Source organism: Vagococcus hydrophili (genome assembly GCF_011304195.1).
Taxonomy (GTDB): Bacteria; Bacillota; Bacilli; order Lactobacillales; family Vagococcaceae; genus Vagococcus; species Vagococcus hydrophili.
Genome location: NZ_CP049887.1, coordinates 114,987 through 134,451, shown reverse-complemented (window position 1 = coordinate 134,451; position 19,465 = coordinate 114,987). Strand labels below are relative to the sequence as shown.

The 19,465-nt window shown below is 34.3% G+C and carries 18 protein-coding genes and 1 pseudogene; 17 read left to right on the top strand and 2 right to left on the bottom strand.

The window, feature by feature from the left end; all coding sequences use genetic code 11:
* Positions 1-59 precede the first annotated feature (59 nt).
* From secA to phoU, 10 genes and pseudogenes are all read left to right on the top strand, one after another.
* Entirely contained in the window at positions 60-2,588 is a 2,529-nt protein-coding gene (gene secA, locus G7082_RS00710; protein ID WP_166033263.1) for a preprotein translocase subunit SecA, read from the top strand.
* 60 nt (positions 2,589-2,648) lie between these two features.
* Positions 2,649-3,756 (top strand): peptide chain release factor 2 gene (prfB, locus tag G7082_RS00705; RefSeq protein WP_166033262.1). Its coding sequence is split into 2 segments (ribosomal slippage): positions 2,649-2,720 and positions 2,722-3,756, totalling 1,107 coding nucleotides; the frame shifts between segments, so codons are not numbered across the junction.
* A 135-nt stretch (positions 3,757-3,891) separates the two neighbouring features.
* Positions 3,892-4,578 carry a cell division ATP-binding protein FtsE gene (gene ftsE / locus G7082_RS00700; protein ID WP_166033261.1) on the top strand — a complete coding sequence of 229 codons (687 nt, stop codon included), beginning with the start codon at positions 3,892-3,894 and terminating at the stop codon, positions 4,576-4,578.
* On the top strand, positions 4,571-5,458 hold the full coding sequence (gene ftsX, locus G7082_RS00695) for a permease-like cell division protein FtsX (protein WP_166033260.1): 888 nt from the start codon (positions 4,571-4,573) through the stop codon (positions 5,456-5,458). The genes ftsE and ftsX overlap by 8 nt, the downstream gene beginning before the upstream one ends.
* Positions 5,459-5,646: 188 nt before the next feature.
* A pseudogene (locus G7082_RS00690) lies at positions 5,647-6,492 on the top strand (phosphate ABC transporter substrate-binding protein PstS family protein).
* Positions 6,493-6,521: 29 nt separating this feature from the next.
* Positions 6,522-7,442 (top strand): phosphate ABC transporter permease subunit PstC, encoded by a 921-nt coding sequence (pstC, locus tag G7082_RS00685; RefSeq protein WP_166033259.1) that lies wholly within the window; start codon positions 6,522-6,524, stop codon positions 7,440-7,442.
* Positions 7,442-8,326, top strand: coding sequence for a phosphate ABC transporter permease PstA (gene pstA / locus G7082_RS00680; RefSeq protein WP_166033258.1), 885 nt, complete (start codon positions 7,442-7,444; stop codon positions 8,324-8,326). The genes pstC and pstA overlap by 1 nt, the downstream gene beginning before the upstream one ends.
* Positions 8,327-8,340: 14 nt before the next feature.
* Positions 8,341-9,150, top strand: a complete 810-nt coding sequence (gene pstB, locus G7082_RS00675; RefSeq protein ID WP_166033257.1) for a phosphate ABC transporter ATP-binding protein PstB — start codon at positions 8,341-8,343, stop codon at positions 9,148-9,150.
* Positions 9,151-9,161: 11 nt separating this feature from the next.
* The gene (pstB, locus tag G7082_RS00670; RefSeq protein ID WP_166033256.1) at positions 9,162-9,914 is read left to right on the top strand and encodes a phosphate ABC transporter ATP-binding protein PstB; all 753 of its coding nucleotides are present in this window, start codon (positions 9,162-9,164) and stop codon (positions 9,912-9,914) included.
* Between the two features lie 20 nt (positions 9,915-9,934).
* Positions 9,935-10,615, top strand: coding sequence for a phosphate signaling complex protein PhoU (phoU, locus tag G7082_RS00665; RefSeq protein ID WP_166033255.1), 681 nt, complete (start codon positions 9,935-9,937; stop codon positions 10,613-10,615).
* A gap of 54 nt (positions 10,616-10,669) precedes the next feature.
* Here the strand turns inward: phoU and G7082_RS00660 are convergent, their stop codons facing one another.
* Both G7082_RS00660 and G7082_RS00655 read right to left on the bottom strand, forming a co-directional pair.
* A complete protein-coding gene (locus G7082_RS00660; protein WP_166033254.1) occupies positions 10,670-11,419 on the bottom strand; it encodes a YibE/F family protein in 750 nt (249 codons plus the stop codon).
* A complete protein-coding gene (locus G7082_RS00655) occupies positions 11,409-12,518 on the bottom strand; it encodes a YibE/F family protein (RefSeq protein WP_166033253.1) in 1,110 nt (369 codons plus the stop codon). Before G7082_RS00655 ends, G7082_RS00660 begins: the two co-directional genes overlap by 11 nt.
* A gap of 180 nt (positions 12,519-12,698) precedes the next feature.
* Here G7082_RS00655 and G7082_RS00650 point away from each other — a divergent pair, with 180 nt between their 5' ends.
* From G7082_RS00650 to G7082_RS00620, 7 genes are all read left to right on the top strand, one after another.
* Positions 12,699-13,964: a murein hydrolase activator EnvC family protein gene (locus tag G7082_RS00650; protein WP_166033252.1), complete on the top strand. Its 1,266-nt coding sequence runs from the start codon at positions 12,699-12,701 to the stop codon at positions 13,962-13,964.
* A gap of 155 nt (positions 13,965-14,119) precedes the next feature.
* A complete protein-coding gene (gene liaX / locus G7082_RS00645; RefSeq protein ID WP_166033251.1) occupies positions 14,120-15,733 on the top strand; it encodes a daptomycin-sensing surface protein LiaX in 1,614 nt (537 codons plus the stop codon).
* A gap of 18 nt (positions 15,734-15,751) precedes the next feature.
* Entirely contained in the window at positions 15,752-16,066 is a 315-nt protein-coding gene (locus G7082_RS00640; RefSeq protein WP_166033250.1) for a PspC domain-containing protein, read from the top strand.
* Positions 16,066-16,422, top strand: coding sequence for a phage holin family protein (locus G7082_RS00635; protein WP_166033249.1), 357 nt, complete (start codon positions 16,066-16,068; stop codon positions 16,420-16,422). Before G7082_RS00640 ends, G7082_RS00635 begins: the two co-directional genes overlap by 1 nt.
* Positions 16,423-16,590: 168 nt before the next feature.
* The gene (gene hprK, locus G7082_RS00630) at positions 16,591-17,523 is read left to right on the top strand and encodes an HPr(Ser) kinase/phosphatase (RefSeq protein WP_420825017.1); all 933 of its coding nucleotides are present in this window, start codon (positions 16,591-16,593) and stop codon (positions 17,521-17,523) included.
* Between the two features lie 3 nt (positions 17,524-17,526).
* A complete protein-coding gene (gene lgt, locus G7082_RS00625) occupies positions 17,527-18,354 on the top strand; it encodes a prolipoprotein diacylglyceryl transferase (RefSeq protein ID WP_166033248.1) in 828 nt (275 codons plus the stop codon).
* 93 nt (positions 18,355-18,447) lie between these two features.
* Positions 18,448-19,458, top strand: coding sequence for an NAD(P)H-dependent glycerol-3-phosphate dehydrogenase (locus G7082_RS00620; RefSeq protein ID WP_166033247.1), 1,011 nt, complete (start codon positions 18,448-18,450; stop codon positions 19,456-19,458).
* The last annotated feature ends 7 nt before the right edge of the window (positions 19,459-19,465 follow it).

Here is a 19,465-nt window from a genome sequence, read left to right as displayed (position 1 = left end):
CTCATTTTATTATAAATAAATATTGTCAAATGAATATGAACGAGAGGTAGATATAATTCATGGCTAATTTTTTGAAACAATTAATAGAAAACGATAAAAAAGATTTAAAACGTTTAGGACACCTTGCTGATAAAGTAGAGGTTCTAAAAGATGAAATGGAACAATTAAGTGATGAGGCATTACAAGCAAAAACAGAAGAATTTAAAGCGCGTTACCAAAAAGGTGAAACCTTAGATGATTTAATGTTTGAAGCTTTCGCTGTGGTTCGTGAAGCAGCAAAACGTGTATTAGGCTTATTCCCATATAAAGTTCAAATTATTGGGGGATTGGTTTTACATGAAGGTAGTATCCCTGAAATGAAAACTGGTGAAGGTAAAACATTAACAGCGACAATGCCTGTTTATTTAAATGCCTTATCTGGTGAAGGGGTTCACGTTGTTACAGTTAACGAGTACTTAGCAACACGTGATGCTAGCGAGATGGGTGAGTTATACAACTTCTTAGGTTTAACAGTAGGATTAAATATAAACTCTAAATCTTCAGAAGAAAAACGTTTAGCTTATGCTTGCGATATTACTTACTCAACAAATAACGAATTAGGTTTTGACTACTTAAGAGATAACATGGTTGTTTACCGCGAACAAATGGTACAACGTCCACTTAATTTTGCTGTAGTGGATGAGGTCGATTCAATTTTAATTGATGAGGCAAGAACACCATTGATTATTTCAGGACAAGCTGAAAAATCAACTGCTCTATATAATAGAACAGATAACTTCATTAAAGAATTAACAAATGAAGAAGATTACAAAATTGATATTCAATCAAAAACAATTGCCTTAACAGAGCAAGGAATTTCAAAAGCAGAAAAACATTTTGACGTGCCAAACCTTTATGATATTGAGAATACATCGTTAACACATTATTTAGATCAATCATTAAGAGCTAACTACATTATGCTTTTAGATATTGACTACGTAGTAACAGAAGGAAAAGTTATGATCGTTGACCAATTTACTGGTCGTATCATGGATGGACGTCGTTATTCTGATGGTCTTCACCAAGCAATTGAAGCCAAAGAAGGCGTTGAAATCGAAGATGAAACGAAAACAATGGCAAACATCACTTTCCAAAACTACTTCCGTATGTATAAAAAATTGTCAGGTATGACAGGTACAGCGAAAACAGAAGAAGAAGAATTCAGAGAAATCTATAACATGGAAGTTATTCAAATTCCAACCAATAGAGACATTGTGCGTGATGACAAAGCAGATTTATTATACCCAACATTGACAAGTAAATTCCATGCTGTGGTAGCTGATATTAAAGCACGTCATGAAAATGGACAACCCGTTCTTGTAGGGACTGTAGCTGTTGAAACGTCTGAATTATTGTCAGATTTATTAACAAAAGCAAAAGTACCTCATGAAGTCTTAAATGCGAAAAACCATTTTAAAGAAGCTGAAATTATCATGAACGCTGGACAAAAAGGTTCTGTAACAATCGCTACCAACATGGCTGGTCGTGGGACAGATATCCGTCTTGGCTTAGGTGTTATTGAAGCAGGTGGTTTAGCAGTAATCGGTACAGAACGTCACGAATCAAGACGTATTGATAACCAATTACGTGGACGTTCAGGTCGTCAAGGAGATCCAGGTGTGACTCAGTTCTACCTATCTCTAGAAGATGATTTAATGAAACGTTTTGGTTCTGAGAGAATTAAAACATTCCTAGACCGTATGAATTTAGAAGAAGAAGATGCAGTGATTCAAAGCAAGATGTTTACAAAACAAGTTGAATCAGCACAAAAACGTGTTGAAGGTAATAACTATGATACACGTAAAAACGTTCTTCAATATGATGATGTTATGCGTGAACAACGTGAAGTAATCTATCGTCAACGTAATCAAGTCATCACATCAGACTCAGACTTAAAACCTGTTCTTATGGGAATGATTGAAAGAACAATTGAACGCTATGTGGATAGTCATACTCAAGGTGAAGAAAAAGATTGGAATTTACAAGGTTTAGTTGATTTTGTAGGTTCAACAATTACTCATGAAGATGCTATTTCATTGAGTGACTTTACTGGTAAGAAACCTGCTGAAATGAAATCATTTATCTTAGGTAAAGCAACAGCTCTTTATCAAGAAAAAGAAGAAATTTTAGATAGTTCAGAACAATTATTAGAATTCCAAAAAGTGGTTATTTTAAGAGTTGTTGATACGAAATGGACAGATCATATCGATGCAATGGATCAATTAAGAGAGTCAATTGGACTACGTGCTTATGGTCAAAATAACCCATTAGTTGATTACCAAACAGAAGGTTATCAAATGTTCTTGGATATGGTTGGTTCAATTGAATTTGAAGCAACACGATTATTTATGAAAGCTGAAATTCGCCAAAACGTTCAAAGAGAACAAGTAGCTCAAGGCGAAGCAGTTAAACCAACTGAAGAACAAGGAACAGTTTCATCAGACGCTAAGAAAACACCAATCAAAGTAGATGAAAAAATCGGCAGAAATGACGAATGTCCTTGTGGAAGTGGTAAAAAATATAAAAACTGTCACGGTAAGCCAGTTTAAAAAGCTATGCGACTTAGTTAATCTGAGTCGCTTTGCTTATTTTTTAGGGGAGGATTTTTTATGGAATTAAGTGAAATAAAAAATGAATTAGATAATTTATCTAATAAAATCAATAACTTTAGGGGGTCTCTTTGACCTAGAAGATTTAGAGGAACAAATAGCTGAAATTGATTCGATTATGTCAGAACCTGGGTTTTGGGATAATTCTCAAACAGCTCAAGGTGTTATTGATAAATCAAATCAGTTAAAAGCGCAGTATGAAATCTTTAAAAAACTAGAGAATATCTCAGAAGAATTGACGTTAATGTTTGAGATGCTAGTAGAAGAAAATGATCCTGATATGTACGCTGAATTGATTGATAATGTGAAAGCATTTAAACAAGAAGTTGAAAATTATGAATTGGCCCAACTACTTAGCGAAGAATACGATCACAATAATGCAATCATCGAATTGCATCCCGGTGCTGGTGGAACGGAATCTCAAGACTGGGGCAGTATGCTTTTAAGAATGTATACACGCTGGGCGGAGAGTAAAGGATACCAAATCGAAACCTTAGATTATCAATCAGGGGACGAAGCGGGAATTAAAAGTGTGACATTACTTATTAAAGGGTTTAATGCTTATGGCTACTTGAAATCGGAAAAAGGGGTTCACCGTTTGGTTAGAATTTCGCCTTTTGACTCTAACAGCCGAAGACATACCTCGTTTTGTTCAGTCGATGTGATGCCTGAGTTAGCGGATGATGTAGAAGTAGACATTAAATCAGATGATTTAAAAGTCGATACCTTTAGAGCGAGTGGTGCAGGTGGTCAGCACATTAATAAAACCGATTCTGCGATTCGAATTACCCATTTACCAACAGGAGTTGTGGTATCATCTCAAGCCCAACGTTCTCAAATTAAAAATAGGGAACAAGCCATGGGAATGCTTAAAGCAAAACTCTATCAAATTGAAGTTGAAAAGAAAGAACAAGAAGCAGCAGCTATTCGCGGGGAACAAAAAGAAATTGGCTGGGGCTCACAAATTAGATCTTATGTGTTTCACCCATACTCAATGATTAAGGACCACCGAACAAATTTTGAAATTGGTAATACGCAAAGTGTTATGGATGGAGATCTTGATAATTTTATCGATGCTTACTTAAGATGGAAAATGTCAGAAGTTTAAGAATATGACTTACATTAAATGATTGAAATAGAATTGTAATGAAATGAAATTAACATCTGCTAGAAGTCATGTTATACTAGTTTGAACGCATTAATAAAAGCAATCACTTTATTAAATAAATTGGGGAGAATGCTAATGATTGAAATGAAAAAAGTAACAAAAAAATATTCGAACGGAACAACTGCGGTTAGAAATTTATCTATTAACATAAATCAAGGTGAATTTGTCTATGTCGTAGGACCAAGTGGTGCGGGTAAATCAACCTTCATCAAGTTAATGTACCGTGAGGAGAAAGCAACAAAAGGTAGTTTGAGTGTCTGTGGTTATGACTTGTTGAATATTAAAAATAGAAACATTCCTTATTTACGTCGTGAAATTGGAATTGTTTTCCAAGATTACAAGTTACTAACACAAAAGACCGTTTATGAGAATGTTGCTTATGCAATGCAAGTAATTGGTAAAAAACCACGTGAAGTAAAAAAACGCGTTATGGAAGTTTTAGACTTAGTTGGTTTAAAACATAAAGTCCGTGTTTTTCCAAATGAACTGTCAGGTGGAGAACAACAACGTGTGGCAATCGCTCGTGCTATTGTTAATACACCCAAAATATTAATCGCTGATGAACCAACAGGAAACTTAGATCCAGAAAATTCTTGGGAAATCATGGAGTTATTAGAGCGAATTAATCATCAAGGAACGACTGTTGTTATGGCAACTCATAATAGTATGATTGTAAATGAAATTCGTCACCGCGTCTTAGCAATCGAAAATGGCCGCATCACAAGAGATCAAGATGAGGGGGATTACGGATACGATGATTAGAAATTTTTTCAGACACATAGGTAGTGCATTAAAAAACTTAAAACGTAATGGATGGATGACTTTAGCTTCAGCCAGTGCGGTAACGGTAACGTTAACATTAGTAGGTATTTTTCTAGGCGTTATCTTAAACGTGACTAAAATTGCCGAAGATATCAATAAAAATGTGGATGTTTCAGTCTTTGTTGAGATTGGAACGTCTAAAGAAGACACAACTAAATTAGGCGAAGAATTAAAGAAAATCCCTAATGTAGAAAAAGTAACATTTTCTAGTAAACAAAATGAGTACAAAAAACTAACTGACAAATTAGGAGACACTTGGAAGTTATTTGATGGTGATGACAACCCATTATATGATGTTTACATTTTAACTGCTAAAGATTCAGAAGCTATTAAAGGAATTCAAAAATCAGCTTCTAAAGTAGCTAACGTGCATAAGGCTGATTATGGTGGTCAAAACTCAGATAAGATTTTCTCAATTGCTAAAAATGTTAAAGTTTGGGGAACAACAGCAGCAGTCTTCTTGATTGCCGTTGCGATTTTCTTAATCTCGAACACAATCAGAATTACGATCATCTCAAGAAAACGTGAAATTCAAATCATGCGTCTTGTAGGAGCGAAAAATGGCTTTATTCGTTGGCCATTCTTCTTAGAAGGAGCATTTATCGGGGTCTTAGGATCAATTATTCCGATTTTACTAATCTCATTTGGTTATGCACAAGTGTATTTTGTCTTTACAAAAAGTATGATGGCGTCAGCTGCCTACGAACTTGTAGCACCAGCTACTTTAGTTGTACAACTTAATTTATTATTAGTAGTGATTGGTGTTGTTATCGGTTCTGTGGGATCTGTTCTTTCAATGAGAAGATTCTTAAAAATATAATCAAAATAGTGGTCAACAGAAATGTGTTGGCTGCTATTTTTTTATTTTAAATATATCTTTTCTTTATTGTAAAAAGAATGTAAAAAGACTTGCAATTTTCTCTTCTAAATTATATGTTTAGTTTGGGTTATTTTTAAAAGATGATAATAATTAGTAGAATTTTAGTAGGAGGTTAACTCGTGAAGAAGATGTATAAAGGAGCAGCATTAATTGCTCTGACATTAACGATGGCTAGTTGTGGAAAAGTAGATAATGGTGAATCAATTAATGCGGTAGGTTCGTCAGCTATGCAACCTTTAGTCGAGGCGGCAAGTGAACAATATAGTGGATCTAATTTAGGAAAATTTATTAACGTTCAAGGTGGCGGTAGTGGAACTGGGTTAAGTCAGGTTCAATCCGGAGCTGTTGAAATTGGTAACTCAGATTTGTTTGCTGAAGAGAAAAAAGGTATTGAAAGTGAGTAATTAGTCGATCATCAAGTAGCGGTTGTTGGTTTAACACCGATTGTTAATAAAAATGTAGGGGTTAAAGATATTTCTAAAGAAGATTTGAAAAAAATCTTTACAGGAAAAATTACTAACTGGAAAGAAGTAGGCGGTAAAGATCAAAAAATCGTTCTTCTGAACAGAGCTGCTGGTAGTGGTAGTCGTCATACCTTTGAACAATGGGTATTAGACGGAGAAGAATCAAAAAATGCGCAAGAGCAAGAATCAACAGGAATGGTAAGACAAATTGTCAGCACAACTCCTGGAGCGATTAGTTATGTTGCTTTTTCATATGTCACAAAAGATGTTCAAATTTTATCCATTGATGGGGTGAAACCAACGGAAGAAAATGTTATGAAAAATGATTGGTTCGTTTGGTCTTATGAGCATATGTATACGAAAGGCGAACCAAAAGGCCTAACAAAAGACTTTTTAGAGTATATGTTATCTGATGAGGTTCAAACTGAAATTGTCCCTCAACTAGGTTACATCCCAGTCTCTAAGATGACTGTGACACGAGATGTTGAAGGAAAGATTAAGTCAAATTAAAATAGGACTTTTTAATAGGAGGAATTGTGTTGGAAGATATTCAAAGCAAACTTTTAAAAAAATCTCCCAAAAGGCGTTTAGAGCAATTTGGGAAAACAATTAGTTTTTTAGCTATCTCATTAATTGTAGCAGTTGTTATTGCCATCTTTTATTTTGTAGCAAGTAAAGGTTTGGCAACTTTCTTTGTGGATAAAGTAAGTTTATCTGATTTCCTTTTTGGAACAGAGTGGAACCCAAGTTCAGTGGGTGAAGATGGACAGCCTTTAGTTGGTGCAATGCCAATGATCTTAGGTTCATTCATCGTAACTTTCTTATCAGCTTTAATCGCAACACCTTTTGCGATCGGTGCAGCTGTGTTTATGACAGAAATATCACCTAAACTAGGAACAAAAATTTTACAACCCGTTATTGAGTTGTTAGTTGGTATTCCATCTGTTGTTTATGGATTTATTGGTTTATCAGTGATTGTGCCAGCTGTTCGAAGTGTCTTTGGTGGCTCAGGCTTCGGTATCTTAGCCGGAACTTTCGTATTGTTTGTTATGATTTTACCCACAGTAACATCTATGACAGTGGATGCTTTAAAAGCTGTCCCAAGACATTATAGAGAAGCGTCATTAGCATTAGGTGCAACAAGATGGCAAACCATTTATAAAGTGGTGTTAAGATCAGCCGTTCCAGGTATCTTAACAGCCGTTGTTTTCGGTATGGCAAGAGCCTTTGGTGAAGCTTTAGCGATTCAAATGGTTATTGGTAACGCGGCGTTATTACCACATAACTTAATCACTCCAGCCTCAACGCTAACAAGTGTGTTAACAATGGGTATTGGTAACACAATCATGGGAACGTTGCAAAACAATGTCTTATGGTCATTAGCATTACTATTATTATTAATGTCATTATTCTTCAATATTATTACAAGATTGATTGGTAAGAAGGGAGCAATGAAATAATGAATGCAAAAAAAGCAGACAAGATTGCCACTGGCGTTCTTTACGGCATTGCTATAGTCATTACAGCTATTCTTGCTAGTTTACTTTTATATATTTTAGGTCGTGGATTGCCTCACATTAGTTGGGATTTCTTAACGAAGCCTTCTAAAAGTTTCCAAGCAGGTGGAGGAATTGGTATTCAACTATTCAACTCATTCTACTTACTTGTCATTACGATGTTAATTAGTATTCCTATTTCTTTAGGTGCAGGTATTTATTTATCAGAATATGCCAAAGATAATATGCTAACTAATATTATTAGAACATCGATTGAAGTATTAAGTTCACTTCCTTCTGTTGTCGTTGGTTTGTTTGGGTTCTTAATTTTTGTTATTCAAGCAGGATTAGGCTTCTCGATTATTTCAGGAGCTTTAGCCTTAACTTTCTTTAATTTACCTCTTTTAACAAGAAACGTAGAAGAATCATTAAAAGCCGTACATTATACACAAAGAGAAGCTGGACTTGCCTTAGGATTATCTAGATGGGAAACCGTGATTCGTGTCATCATTCCAGAAGCATTGCCAGGAATTCTAACAGGGATTATTTTAGGTTCTGGTCGTATCTTTGGTGAAGCAGCAGCGCTTATTTACACAGCAGGACAAAGTGCACCAGCCTTAGATTTTACAAATTGGAACCCAATGAGCATTACGAGTCCTTTAAATATTTTCAGACAAGCAGAAACGTTAGCGGTTCATATTTGGAAAGTGAACAGTGAAGGAAACATGCCTGATGGGGCGCAAGTTTCAGCAGGAGCTTCAGCTGTTTTAATTTTAGCTGTGCTACTCTTTAACTTCCTAGCCCGTTTTATTGGTAAGAGATTACACAAGAAGATTACGTCAGCATAGACAGGGGATTTATAATGAAAACATATAATCTAGATGAAACACATATTATTCAATTAGAAGAAAAGAATCGTAAAATAGCTTTATCAACAGACGATCTTCACGTATGGTATGGAGACAATGAAGCCATTAAAGGTGTGAGTCTTCAATTTGAAGAGAATAAAATCACTTCTTTAATCGGACCTTCAGGATGTGGTAAGTCAACGTATTTACGTTCTTTGAATCGTATGAACGATGAAATCGATGGAACGAATATTACTGGAAAAATTATGTATGAAAACACAGATGTTAATTCTAAAATTGTGGATGTTTATGAAATGCGTAAACATATCGGTATGGTTTTCCAAAGACCTAATCCGTTTAGTAAATCAATCTATGGTAATATTACATTTGCTTTGAAACAACATGGGATAAAAGATAAGAAGCAGTTAGATGAAATTGTTGAAACAAGTTTAAAACAAGCCGCTTTATGGGATCAGGTAAAAGATGATCTAAATAAGAGTGCTTTAGCTTTATCTGGAGGTCAACAACAACGTTTATGTATTGCCCGTGCCATTGCGATGAAGCCAGATGTTTTACTTCTGGATGAGCCTGCCAGTGCCCTTGATCCGATTTCAACGAGTAAGGTAGAAGAAACACTGATTAACTTAAAAGAGGATTACACAATAATTATTGTGACTCACAATATGCAACAAGCATCACGTATTAGTGATTACACGGCATTTTTCTACATGGGTCAAGTGATGGAATACGATAAAACAAGAAAAATATTTACACGTCCAAAAATTCAAGCAACAGATGATTATGTATCTGGACATTTCGGATAAGGAGGAAGTCAATGTCAATCATAGAATCAAACGACTTACATTTATATTATGGAAAAAATGAAGCTTTAAAAGGGATTACAATGGCTTTTGATGAGGGTGGAATTACTGCTTTAATCGGTCCTTCTGGATGTGGTAAGTCAACTTACTTAAGAACATTAAATAGAATGAACGATTTGATTCCTTCGGTAACCATTACTGGTAATGTTTCTTACAAAGGTAAAGATATTTATAGCCCTAAAACAGATACTGTTCTTTTAAGAAAACAAATTGGGATGGTTTTTCAACAGCCTAATCCATTTCCGTTTTCTATTTATGAGAATGTTATTTACGGCTTACGTTTATCTGGAAAACATTCAAAAGAAGAATTAGATTTTATAGTGGAAGATAGCTTGAAGGCAGCAGCTGTTTGGGATGATGTGAAAGACAAGTTACACAAAAGTGCCTTATCTCTTTCAGGTGGTCAACAACAACGTGTCTGTATCGCTAGAGTTTTAGCAGTTAAACCAGATGTGATTCTTTTAGATGAACCAACAAGTGCCCTTGATCCAGTATCAAGTGGTAAAATTGAAAACATGCTGTTAGAATTAAAAGAACAGTACACCATGATTATGGTAACTCATAATATGCAACAAGCATCACGTATTTCTGATAAAACAGCCTTTTTCTTAAATGGTGATTTAATCGAGTACGATAAAACAAAAAATATTTTTATTAATCCAAAAGAACAAAAAACAGAAGATTACATTACAGGGAAATTTGGTTAAAAAATAAAGGGGATGACATAATGTTAAGAAGTCAATTTGAAGAAGATTTACAAAATTTACATAACAAATTCGAGACGATGGGCCAAGATGTTAATGAGTCGATTAGCAAATCGGTTAAAGCTTTTATTGACCATGATAAAAGTTTAGCAAAAGAAGTCATCGCAGAAGATGAAAAAATCAATTTACAAGAGCAAAGCTTAGAGAAAAAATGTTTTGAAATGATTGCTCTTCAACAACCGGTAACAATGGACTTAAGAAACATTGTCACAATTATGAAAGCAAGCTCAGATTTAGAGCGCATGGGCGATCATGCTGTATCAATCGCTAAATCAACGATTCGTGTTAAAGGGAATAAACGTGTGCTAGAAATTGAAAATGAAATTTCAGATATGGCGAAACATGTAATGGCTATGGTAAGTGAAGTGCTAGTAGCATACGTTAAAACAGACAGCAAAAAAGCGATTGAAATTGCGATTAGTGATAAAGTAACAAATAATTACTTTAAATCAATTTACCGTCATTCAATTCGTGCGATGCAAGAAAATCCTGAAACGGTTATCGTAGGAGCTGACTACTTACAAGTAGCTGGTTACCTAGAACGTTTAGGAGACTACGTAACGAATATTTGTGAGTGGATTGTTTACTTAACGACAGGTAAAATCGAAGAACTTAACTTAGAAGATTACGAAGATAATATGTAATAAAAAAAGAAACTCAACGACCATTCATGGAGCGGTGAGTTTTTTTTTTATGAGTTATTTTTTCTTAAGGTACAGAACCATTAAGTAGGCTGAGATAGGAATCGTTAAGATAATCGCTATCCCACTTAACAGTAGTGAGACCCACTCAAAAACCAAAATTTTACTGTTAAAAAATTGAGATAATGTGTAGTTGAGATCGCTCACCCAAATAAAAAGAGCAAGTTGTCCACCGACTAAAGCAAAAATAACTGTATTCATAGTCGAACTTAAAATATCTTTACCGATGGTGACACCAGAATTAAATAGATCAGACTTAGTTAATTCTGAATTTGTCCGGTGAATTTCATCAATCGCTGATGTCATCGAAATAGCAATATCGTTAATCGCTCCAACCGCACTCATAATCATGACAGAAATACTCAGAGAGAGAAAGGAAATCCCGATATTTAGTGAGTACATATCCATCTCCATTAATTCTTCCATTGGTAGTCCTTGTAAATGCATAGAATTTACCGATAAAAAAATCAAAACAAGTAGGAGCAGTAAAACAAGAAAGCTACTAAAGAAGGCAATCATTGTTTTAGTATTGGAACCGTTAATAAAAAAGAGATTAAGAGCTGTAATAATTAAACTTACGATTAAAGTCATAGGAATAGGTGGAAATCCCCAATTAATAAAGAGTAGCATGAGAAATAAAAAGAATAAGTTAAGAAAAAGAGCGAAGAGTGCTAAACGACCTTTTTCTTTACCAATGAAACACATTAAACCCGCCAGTAATAGAAATAATATTAAATTAACATTCATCATTAAGCTCCTTTCTTAAGAAAAAGGAAGTCACTTTGATTGAAATCGGAATTGCCAGTAGAATGCCAATGCTGCCAACCAGGGCTCTAGCCATTTCGAGAGATAATACGATTGAAAAAGTGTAATTAAAAGCCATTTCGTTTCTTAGAAAAATTAAAATTAATGGAATTGAGCCGCTAAGATAAGAAAAAAACATAATATTAATCATAGGTCCCATAATATCGTGACCAATATTGTTTCCAGAACGCGCCAGCTCTTTTAAAGAAATATTTTTTTGAGTCTCTTTAAGTTCGAACAACGCTGAAATGATTGTCATAGAGACATCCATCACAGCTCCCACACACCCAATGAGTAAACTACTCAAAAACAAGATGTGAGGAGGTCTTGTGATCAGCTCCATCTCTTCGTAATGAAGACCTTGATGATTGAGTAGTTCAATCACAATGAACCCTAAGAGAAAGGTAATCAGACTGCCGATTAAGGTTGAAAGTATGGCGACTTTCGATTTTGTGTTCCAACCATTGGTTAATAGAAAACTACATGAGACTAATAAAGGAATGAATAGGACAAATAGTAAGAGTAAGGAATGGCTATCCATTTGTTTATAGAGACTGAATAGAAGAATGAAAAAGGAACCATTAAGAATAAAACTACTTAAAACCCTTAAGCCGTAACCACCATTAAATATAATGAGTAAGGCTAAAAAGAGTGTTATTAGTAAAATTAGGTAATGATCTCTTTTTAGATCAATAATATTTCCTGTTAAATTTTCTGATTCTTTAGTGAGATGTAAAAAAACATACTCATTTTTATGGTAGGACTGATTTTTTGCTTTAGAAGAAGAGTAAGTATTGATTAAACTTATTTCTTTATTTTTATAGGCTGAATTTAAAATGTGGATGTTTAACTGATCTTCACTGATTACATCGTGATTTCCATGTTCATCCAGATTTTCGACAGTTGATATATTTTTTATAGAGACAATTTTTCCAATGGGTTGTTGATAATTGTCAAACTGAAAACTTTGATAAATAAGTATAGAACTAATAAATAGTAAAATAAGTAAGCTGATTTTTTTCTTTTTATCAATCTGAATCAAAGATGTATCCTCCTTAAGAGTAGAAGCTAAAATAGAGTCTAACATTTTTTTTAAAGAAGAGTAAACAAAAAAAGAATTTTCTTTGAATAAATTCGTTACAAATTGTAATCTAGTTGTAATTTTATTATATCTTCACTTATGGTATAGTTTATACAGCGAAAAAAAAGTCGAGGTAAAAAAATGAAGATAAGTAAATCAATTATTTTAAGTGTAGCAGCTGTATCAATCATGGGATTAACATGTCCAAGTATTGTTCAAGCTGAAAGTATTGATAATAAAATTGCTAATGAAGAACAAAATATAAAAAAATTAAACGATAAAAAAGCAGCAACAGATAATAGTTTAGCTGATTTAGAAGCTAAGATTAAAACATTAACAAGTGAAACAGACGAATTATTAAGTGAAAAACTAAAGTTAGAAAAAGAAGTTAATAATTTAACTGGAGAAATTAAAGAATTAGAACAAAAGATTGAAAAAAGAAATAAAAAAATTGAAGAGCAAGCTCGTTCAACTCAAATTAATCAAGAAAAACAAGACATTGTCAATGTTTTGTTAGACTCTGAATCTTTATCAGATGCAATTGGAAGAACAGTTGCTTATACAAAATTAGTTTCTGCTAATAATGATATTATGGAAGCTCAAAAAGAAGATCAAGCAAGTTTAGAAAAGAAAAAAACTGATATTGAAACAAAAGTTAAAGAAATTACTGAAAAAGCAGCTATTCTTAAAGACAAACAAGAAGAATTAGAAGTTTCAAAAGCAGATCAAGTAAAATTGGCAAATGAAATTTTAAAGAACTTAGATGATTCAAAAAATAAAAAAGCCGGCTACGAAGCTCAAAAAGAAGAAGCAAAACGTATTGCTGAAGAGCAAGCACGTCGTGAAAAAGAAGTAGCTGAAAAAGAAGCAGCAGCTAAAAAAGCAGCTCAAGCTGCACAAAAAGCAGCAGAAGAGAAATTAGAATCAGAACAACCACAATCTTTAGGTAAACCAACAGGAGACAAAGGATCAGCTGATAATAGTCAATCATCAGGTGGTACGAGTTACGCTAGTGGTTACCAACGTCCATTATCATCATTCACTATTACAAGTGGTTTTGGTGGTAGACAAGATCCAACAGGTGCTTCAGGTGACTTCCATGATGGTATTGATATGGCAGCTCCGGCTGGAACACCAATTATGGCATCAAAAGGTGGAAAAGTTGTAGAATCAAGTTTCCATTGGAGTGCTGGTAACCATGTTATTATCCAACATGATGATGGTAACTACACTTATTACATGCACATGAACGCACCAGGCGCTTCAGTTGGTAAAACTGTTTCTGCAGGTGAAGTCATTGGTGGTGTAGGTACAACTGGTAACTCAACAGGAAACCATTTACACTTTGGTATTGCTACAGGTATTTGGAGTGGCTTTATGGATCCAAGTCCATTCATCGGATTATAAAATTTTAAGTCAAAAGAGATCGAGCTAAGTACTCGGTCTCTTTTTTAGGTTCTTGAGATAGATGAATAAATCCAACTCAGGTCCTATGACAAAAAGATAAATACAGGGCATAATAGCAATATAAGAAATATAAACCAACAAGGAGGCTATCAAAGATGCAAGAAAGAGATAGAATTTTAGAATTAGTAAAAAAAGGAATATTGTCTACTGAGGAAGCTTTGGTTTTATTGGAAAATATTGCGACGGAAAAAGATGAAAAATTAGTTAATAAAGAAGCGTCACAGGTTAAACAAAATACAACAACTCAGGTGAATCAAGAAGCAACTGAGGGTGAAAAACAGGAACACCCAACAGTAGAAGAATTGATTAACCAAGGTTCAGAAACTGAAGATACAGAAGAATTTTTCAAAAAATTAGAAGCGAATGAACGTAAAGACAAAGAGAACTTAGAAAAAATTTTAGCAGAGTTAACTGAAGGCATTAATGAAGTATCAGCAAACATTGATGAAATTTCAGTTGAGATTGAAGGTTTGGATCAAGACATTAAAGAAAAAGAAGAAGCCATCACTGTTTTAAATACAATGGAAGAATTAGACGGCTTAACAGACAATAAAAAGTGTGAACGTGAGCAATTAGAAAATGATTTAGCTTATCTAAAAAATACCAAAGTTGAATTAGTTGAAGAAAGAAACGCCTTAAAAGAAGAATTAAAAGATTTCAAGAAAGAGCAAAAAGAAACAACTAAAGAAGAATGGAAGAGTAAATTCGATATTCCAGAAGATTGGAAAGAACAAGCCAATGATACTTTCAGTACAGTGGGTGAAAAAGTTGGCGAAGCAAGTACACAACTGGGCGGTTTCTTAAAGAAAACCATCGATGCTGTAACAAGTTCAATGAATGACAACGTTGATTGGAAAGATATCAATATCAAAGTACCAGGTGTTGCTAGTCAATCACTAACACATGAATTTATGTACCCAGAAAATGAAGCGACATTGATTGATGTCAAAGTTGCTAATGGTAAAGTTAACTTTAAAACCTGGGATCAACAAGATGTAAAAATTGTTGCTAACATTAAGTTTTATGGTAAAATCAATTCACCTAGCCTTTTTGAAGCATTCTTAGAGCGAAGTGAAATAGAAGTAAATGATGAAAAAATTTCTTTCCAAGTGCCAAATAAACGCATGAAAGTTGATTTAGACTTCTATTTACCAAAACGTAACTACGATCACATGTCAGTAAAAATGTTAAACGGTGACATTAAATTAAATGATTTAGAGCTAGGCGATATTTACTTAAAATCAACGAATGGTGAAATGAAAATCCAACATGTTTCAGCAAGTATGCTCGAAGTTGAAGGGGTTAACGGAGAAATCGAAGTAACTGATAGTAAAATTATTGATTTCATTGGTGAAACGGTGAATGGTAATGTCAAAACACAAGCAGATATTAGAAGTATCAGTGTTTCCTTAATTAACGGTGAGATTAGATTAACAACACCTGTGGGTTCAGAACCTAAAAAAATTGAAGCCAGTGCGGTGAATGGAACGATTAAACTAGCTATTCCTGAAACGATTGGCATTGACGGGACATGTAAAACTAATTTTGGTAGTATTAAAAACCGAATGGATCAAGTTGAAGTGATTCGTGAGAAAAAAGATCGAACAAACCAAGCCTTAGAATTCAGAAGATTAAATGATGAAAATCTGGTGTTTGTTAAATTGAGTACAACAACAGGAAGTATTCTTCTAAAAGACACAGATAATTAAAAAATGGAGTGAAGAAAAATGAAAAGAAAATTAACTAAATCTAGATCAAATGTCGTTATTTCAGGATCTTTAGCAGGTGTGGCAGAATTTATTGGAATTGATGCAACGATTGTTCGTGTTATCTATGTTCTATTAGCTTTATTCACAGTAGGATTTCCAGGGTTTATTCTTTACATTGCCTTAATGGTTTTATTACCATCAGGAAGTAACAAACGTAGCGAGCCTTACAATCCTTCTTATCGAAATAATAATAACGATAGAAACCCTTATTATTCTGATAAACCTAGAAAAGAAGCTCAGAAAGTTGATAATGATGATTGGAGCGACTTTTAATGTCGTATTTACAAAGATTAATAGTTAATACTCTCGCATTTATCTCACTTTCCGTTTTATTTCCATATAAATTCTATGTGGGAAGCTTACTTATGGCATTCTTAGCAAGTGTCGTCTTATCAGGATTAAATATGTTTGTGAAGCCGATTTTACATATATTATCACTTCCAATTACCTTGATTACTTTTGGCTTGTTTAGTTTTATCATTAATGCCATGATGCTGAAGTTCACCTCGGTATTAGTCGGAGAACAGAATTTTGCCTTTTCAAGTTTTGGCTCAGCCATCTTAATTGCAGTGATTATGTCGATTATTAATTCAATCGTATCGGATCATTTCTCAAGTAAATATAATTAAAAAGAAGTTCTGTATTGAATGCTATCGGTGAAAATCGTCATTTGATACAGAACTTCTTGTGTTTTTTGTCTTTTTGACCAAAGTAAGCGGATAATCTAGAAACTCACGTAATAAAGTGATAAGATATAACAGTTAAGGTTGAATCTCAAAGTGAAGGAAGTGAATATAATGGTACAAATGAAAGATATTGTGAATCAATTACAATTAGATGTTTATTCTGGTGAAGAATTTTTAGATCGTACCGTGGAATCTAGTGAAATTTCTCGCCCAGGCTTAGAATTAACAGGCTATTTTAATTATTATCCAGCTGATCGTATTCAAATGCTAGGTAAAAAAGAAATTACCTTTGCTGAAAAAATGACAGCGATTGAAAAAGATATTATATTTAAAAAATTAAGTGCTAAAACAGTTCCATGTTTTGTGGTTGCTAGAGGATTGAAAGTTCCAGAAGAACTAGTTGAGATTACTCAGAAAAAAGGAATTCCAATTATCACTTCAACGATTTCCACATCAAGGTTATCAGGTATTATTTCTAATTTTTTAGAAAGCCAATTAGCAGAACGTGTTTCAATTCACGGGGTGTTAGTGGAAGTCTATGGGTTAGGTGTTTTAATTCAAGGTAGTAGTGGAATTGGTAAAAGCGAAACGGGTCTTGAGTTGATTAAAAAGGGACACAGGTTGATTGCAGATGACCGCGTTGATATTTATCGTCAAGATGAGAGATCAGTTGTGGGAGAAGCCCCAAAAATCTTAGAGCATTTAATGGAAATTCGTGGTGTGGGAATTATTGATATTATGAATTTGTTTGGTGCAAGTTCAGTTAGAAATAGATCTCAAATCCAACTAGTTGTCAATCTTCAAGATTGGAAGACTGACAACACGTATGACCGATTAGGAAGTGCCACAGAGTCAATTTCTTTAGCTAACGTGCCTGTACCAAGAATTACGATTCCAGTATCAACAGGGCGTAATGTGGCGACGATTATTGAAGTGGCTGCAATGAACTTTAGAGCAAAAACAATGGGCTATGATGCAACGAAGAAATTTGAAGATAACTTAGCTCAACTAATAGAAGAAAATTCTTCTGGAAATGGAGAATAATGAATGAATTTTTTAACAGTCAACCCGACAGCTTTTAAAATTTTTGGTATCGAGATTCAGTGGTACGCCATAATTATTGTCTCAGCGATTGTTTTAGTGTCATGGATGGCATCTAAAGAAGCTGAAAGAGTAGGATTAAGAGAAGATGATGTGGTTGATTTAATGCTTTGGGCATTACCAATTTCGATTGTAGGTGCTAGACTTTACTATGTGATTTTTGAATGGGAATACTATGCTCAAAATCCAGGTGAGATATTAGCGATTAGAAATGGTGGCTTGGCCATTTATGGCGGTTTGATTGCAGGCGGGATTGTTGTTTATATCTTTACTCGTCATCGTTTTATACCAACTTGGCGCTTTTTAGATGTGGCAGCACCAAGTGTAATCTTAGCCCAAGGAATTGGTCGCTGGGGTAATTTTATGAATCATGAAGCCTTTGGTGGCGTTGTTAGTCTTGATTTCTTAGAATCACTTCACTTACCTAAATTTATTATTGAAAACATGTTGATTGATGGTAAATACCGTCAACCTACTTTCCTTTATGAAAGTGTTTGGAATGTTTTAGGGTTTATTGTGTTAATTCTACTAAGAAGAAAGCCAAACTTCCTGAAAGAAGGAGAAGTGGCATTAATTTATGTGATGTGGTATTCACTAGGTCGTTTCTTTATTGAAGGGATGAGAACGGATAGTTTAATGATTGGTGACGTGATTCGTGTGTCCCAAATCCTTTCAGCTGGACTATTTGTTGTCGCTACCGGCTTAATGATTTACAGAAGAAAGAACAAAGAACTTGTTTTTTATGATAGAACAAAGGGGAAAGAGAAAGGTTAATTCTGACCTTTCTTTTTTTTGCTTATCATAAACGGTGTTCTATGATAAACTGAATGAAGTAAATAAGTAATTATTTTAAAGGAGCATTATAGAATGAAGCAAAAAGTAGCTGTGCTTGGAGCTGGTTCTTGGGGAACCGCACTTGCAATGGTTTTAATTGAAAATGGGCATGATGTCACTATTTGGGGGCACCATCCAGAGCAAATCACAGAAATAAATGAAAACCATACCAATAAGCGTTACTTATCAGATGTGCAATTACCAGAGGAGCTAAAGGCAACTTCAGAATTAGAAGTCTGTGTGAAAGATGCTGACGCGGTTTTATTTGTTGTGCCTACCAAAGCAATTCGTAATGTTGCACAAAAATTTGTGGAAGTCTGTCACAATCAACCTGTTATTATTCATGCGAGTAAAGGGTTAGAACAAGAGACACACAAACGTATTTCTGAAATTTTAATCGAAGAAATACCAGAAAATAAAAGAAAAGACGTGGTTGTTTTATCAGGACCAAGTCATGCTGAAGAAGTAGCAGTTAAAGATGTGACTACGATTACAGCAGCAGCAAAAAATTTAGAAAATGCTGAATACGTTCAAAAACTATTTTCTAATGAGTATTTCCGAATTTACACCAACCAAGATGTGATTGGCGTTGAACTAGGAGCAGCCTTAAAAAACATTATTGCTTTAGGTTCAGGGGCGTTACATGGTTTAGGTTACGGAGACAATGCTCGGGCAGCTATTATGACGAGAGGTTTGGCTGAAATTAGTCGTTTAGGTGTGGCTATGGGAGCAGACCCATTAACTTTTATCGGATTAAGTGGTGTGGGTGACTTAGCCGTAACTTGTACAAGTGTTCACTCAAGAAACTGGCGTGCCGGTGATTTATTAGGTAAAGGTCAAAGTTTAGAAAATGTCTTAGAGAACATGGGCATGATTGTTGAAGGAGTCTCAACAACCAAAGCTGCTTATGAATTATCAAGAGATTTAAAAATAGATATGCCTATCACTGAAACAATCTATAAAGTAATTTATGAGAATGAAGAAGTAAATAAAGTCGTTAAAGAAATTATGTTACGTGAACATAAATCAGAACAAGAATTCTAAAAACTAG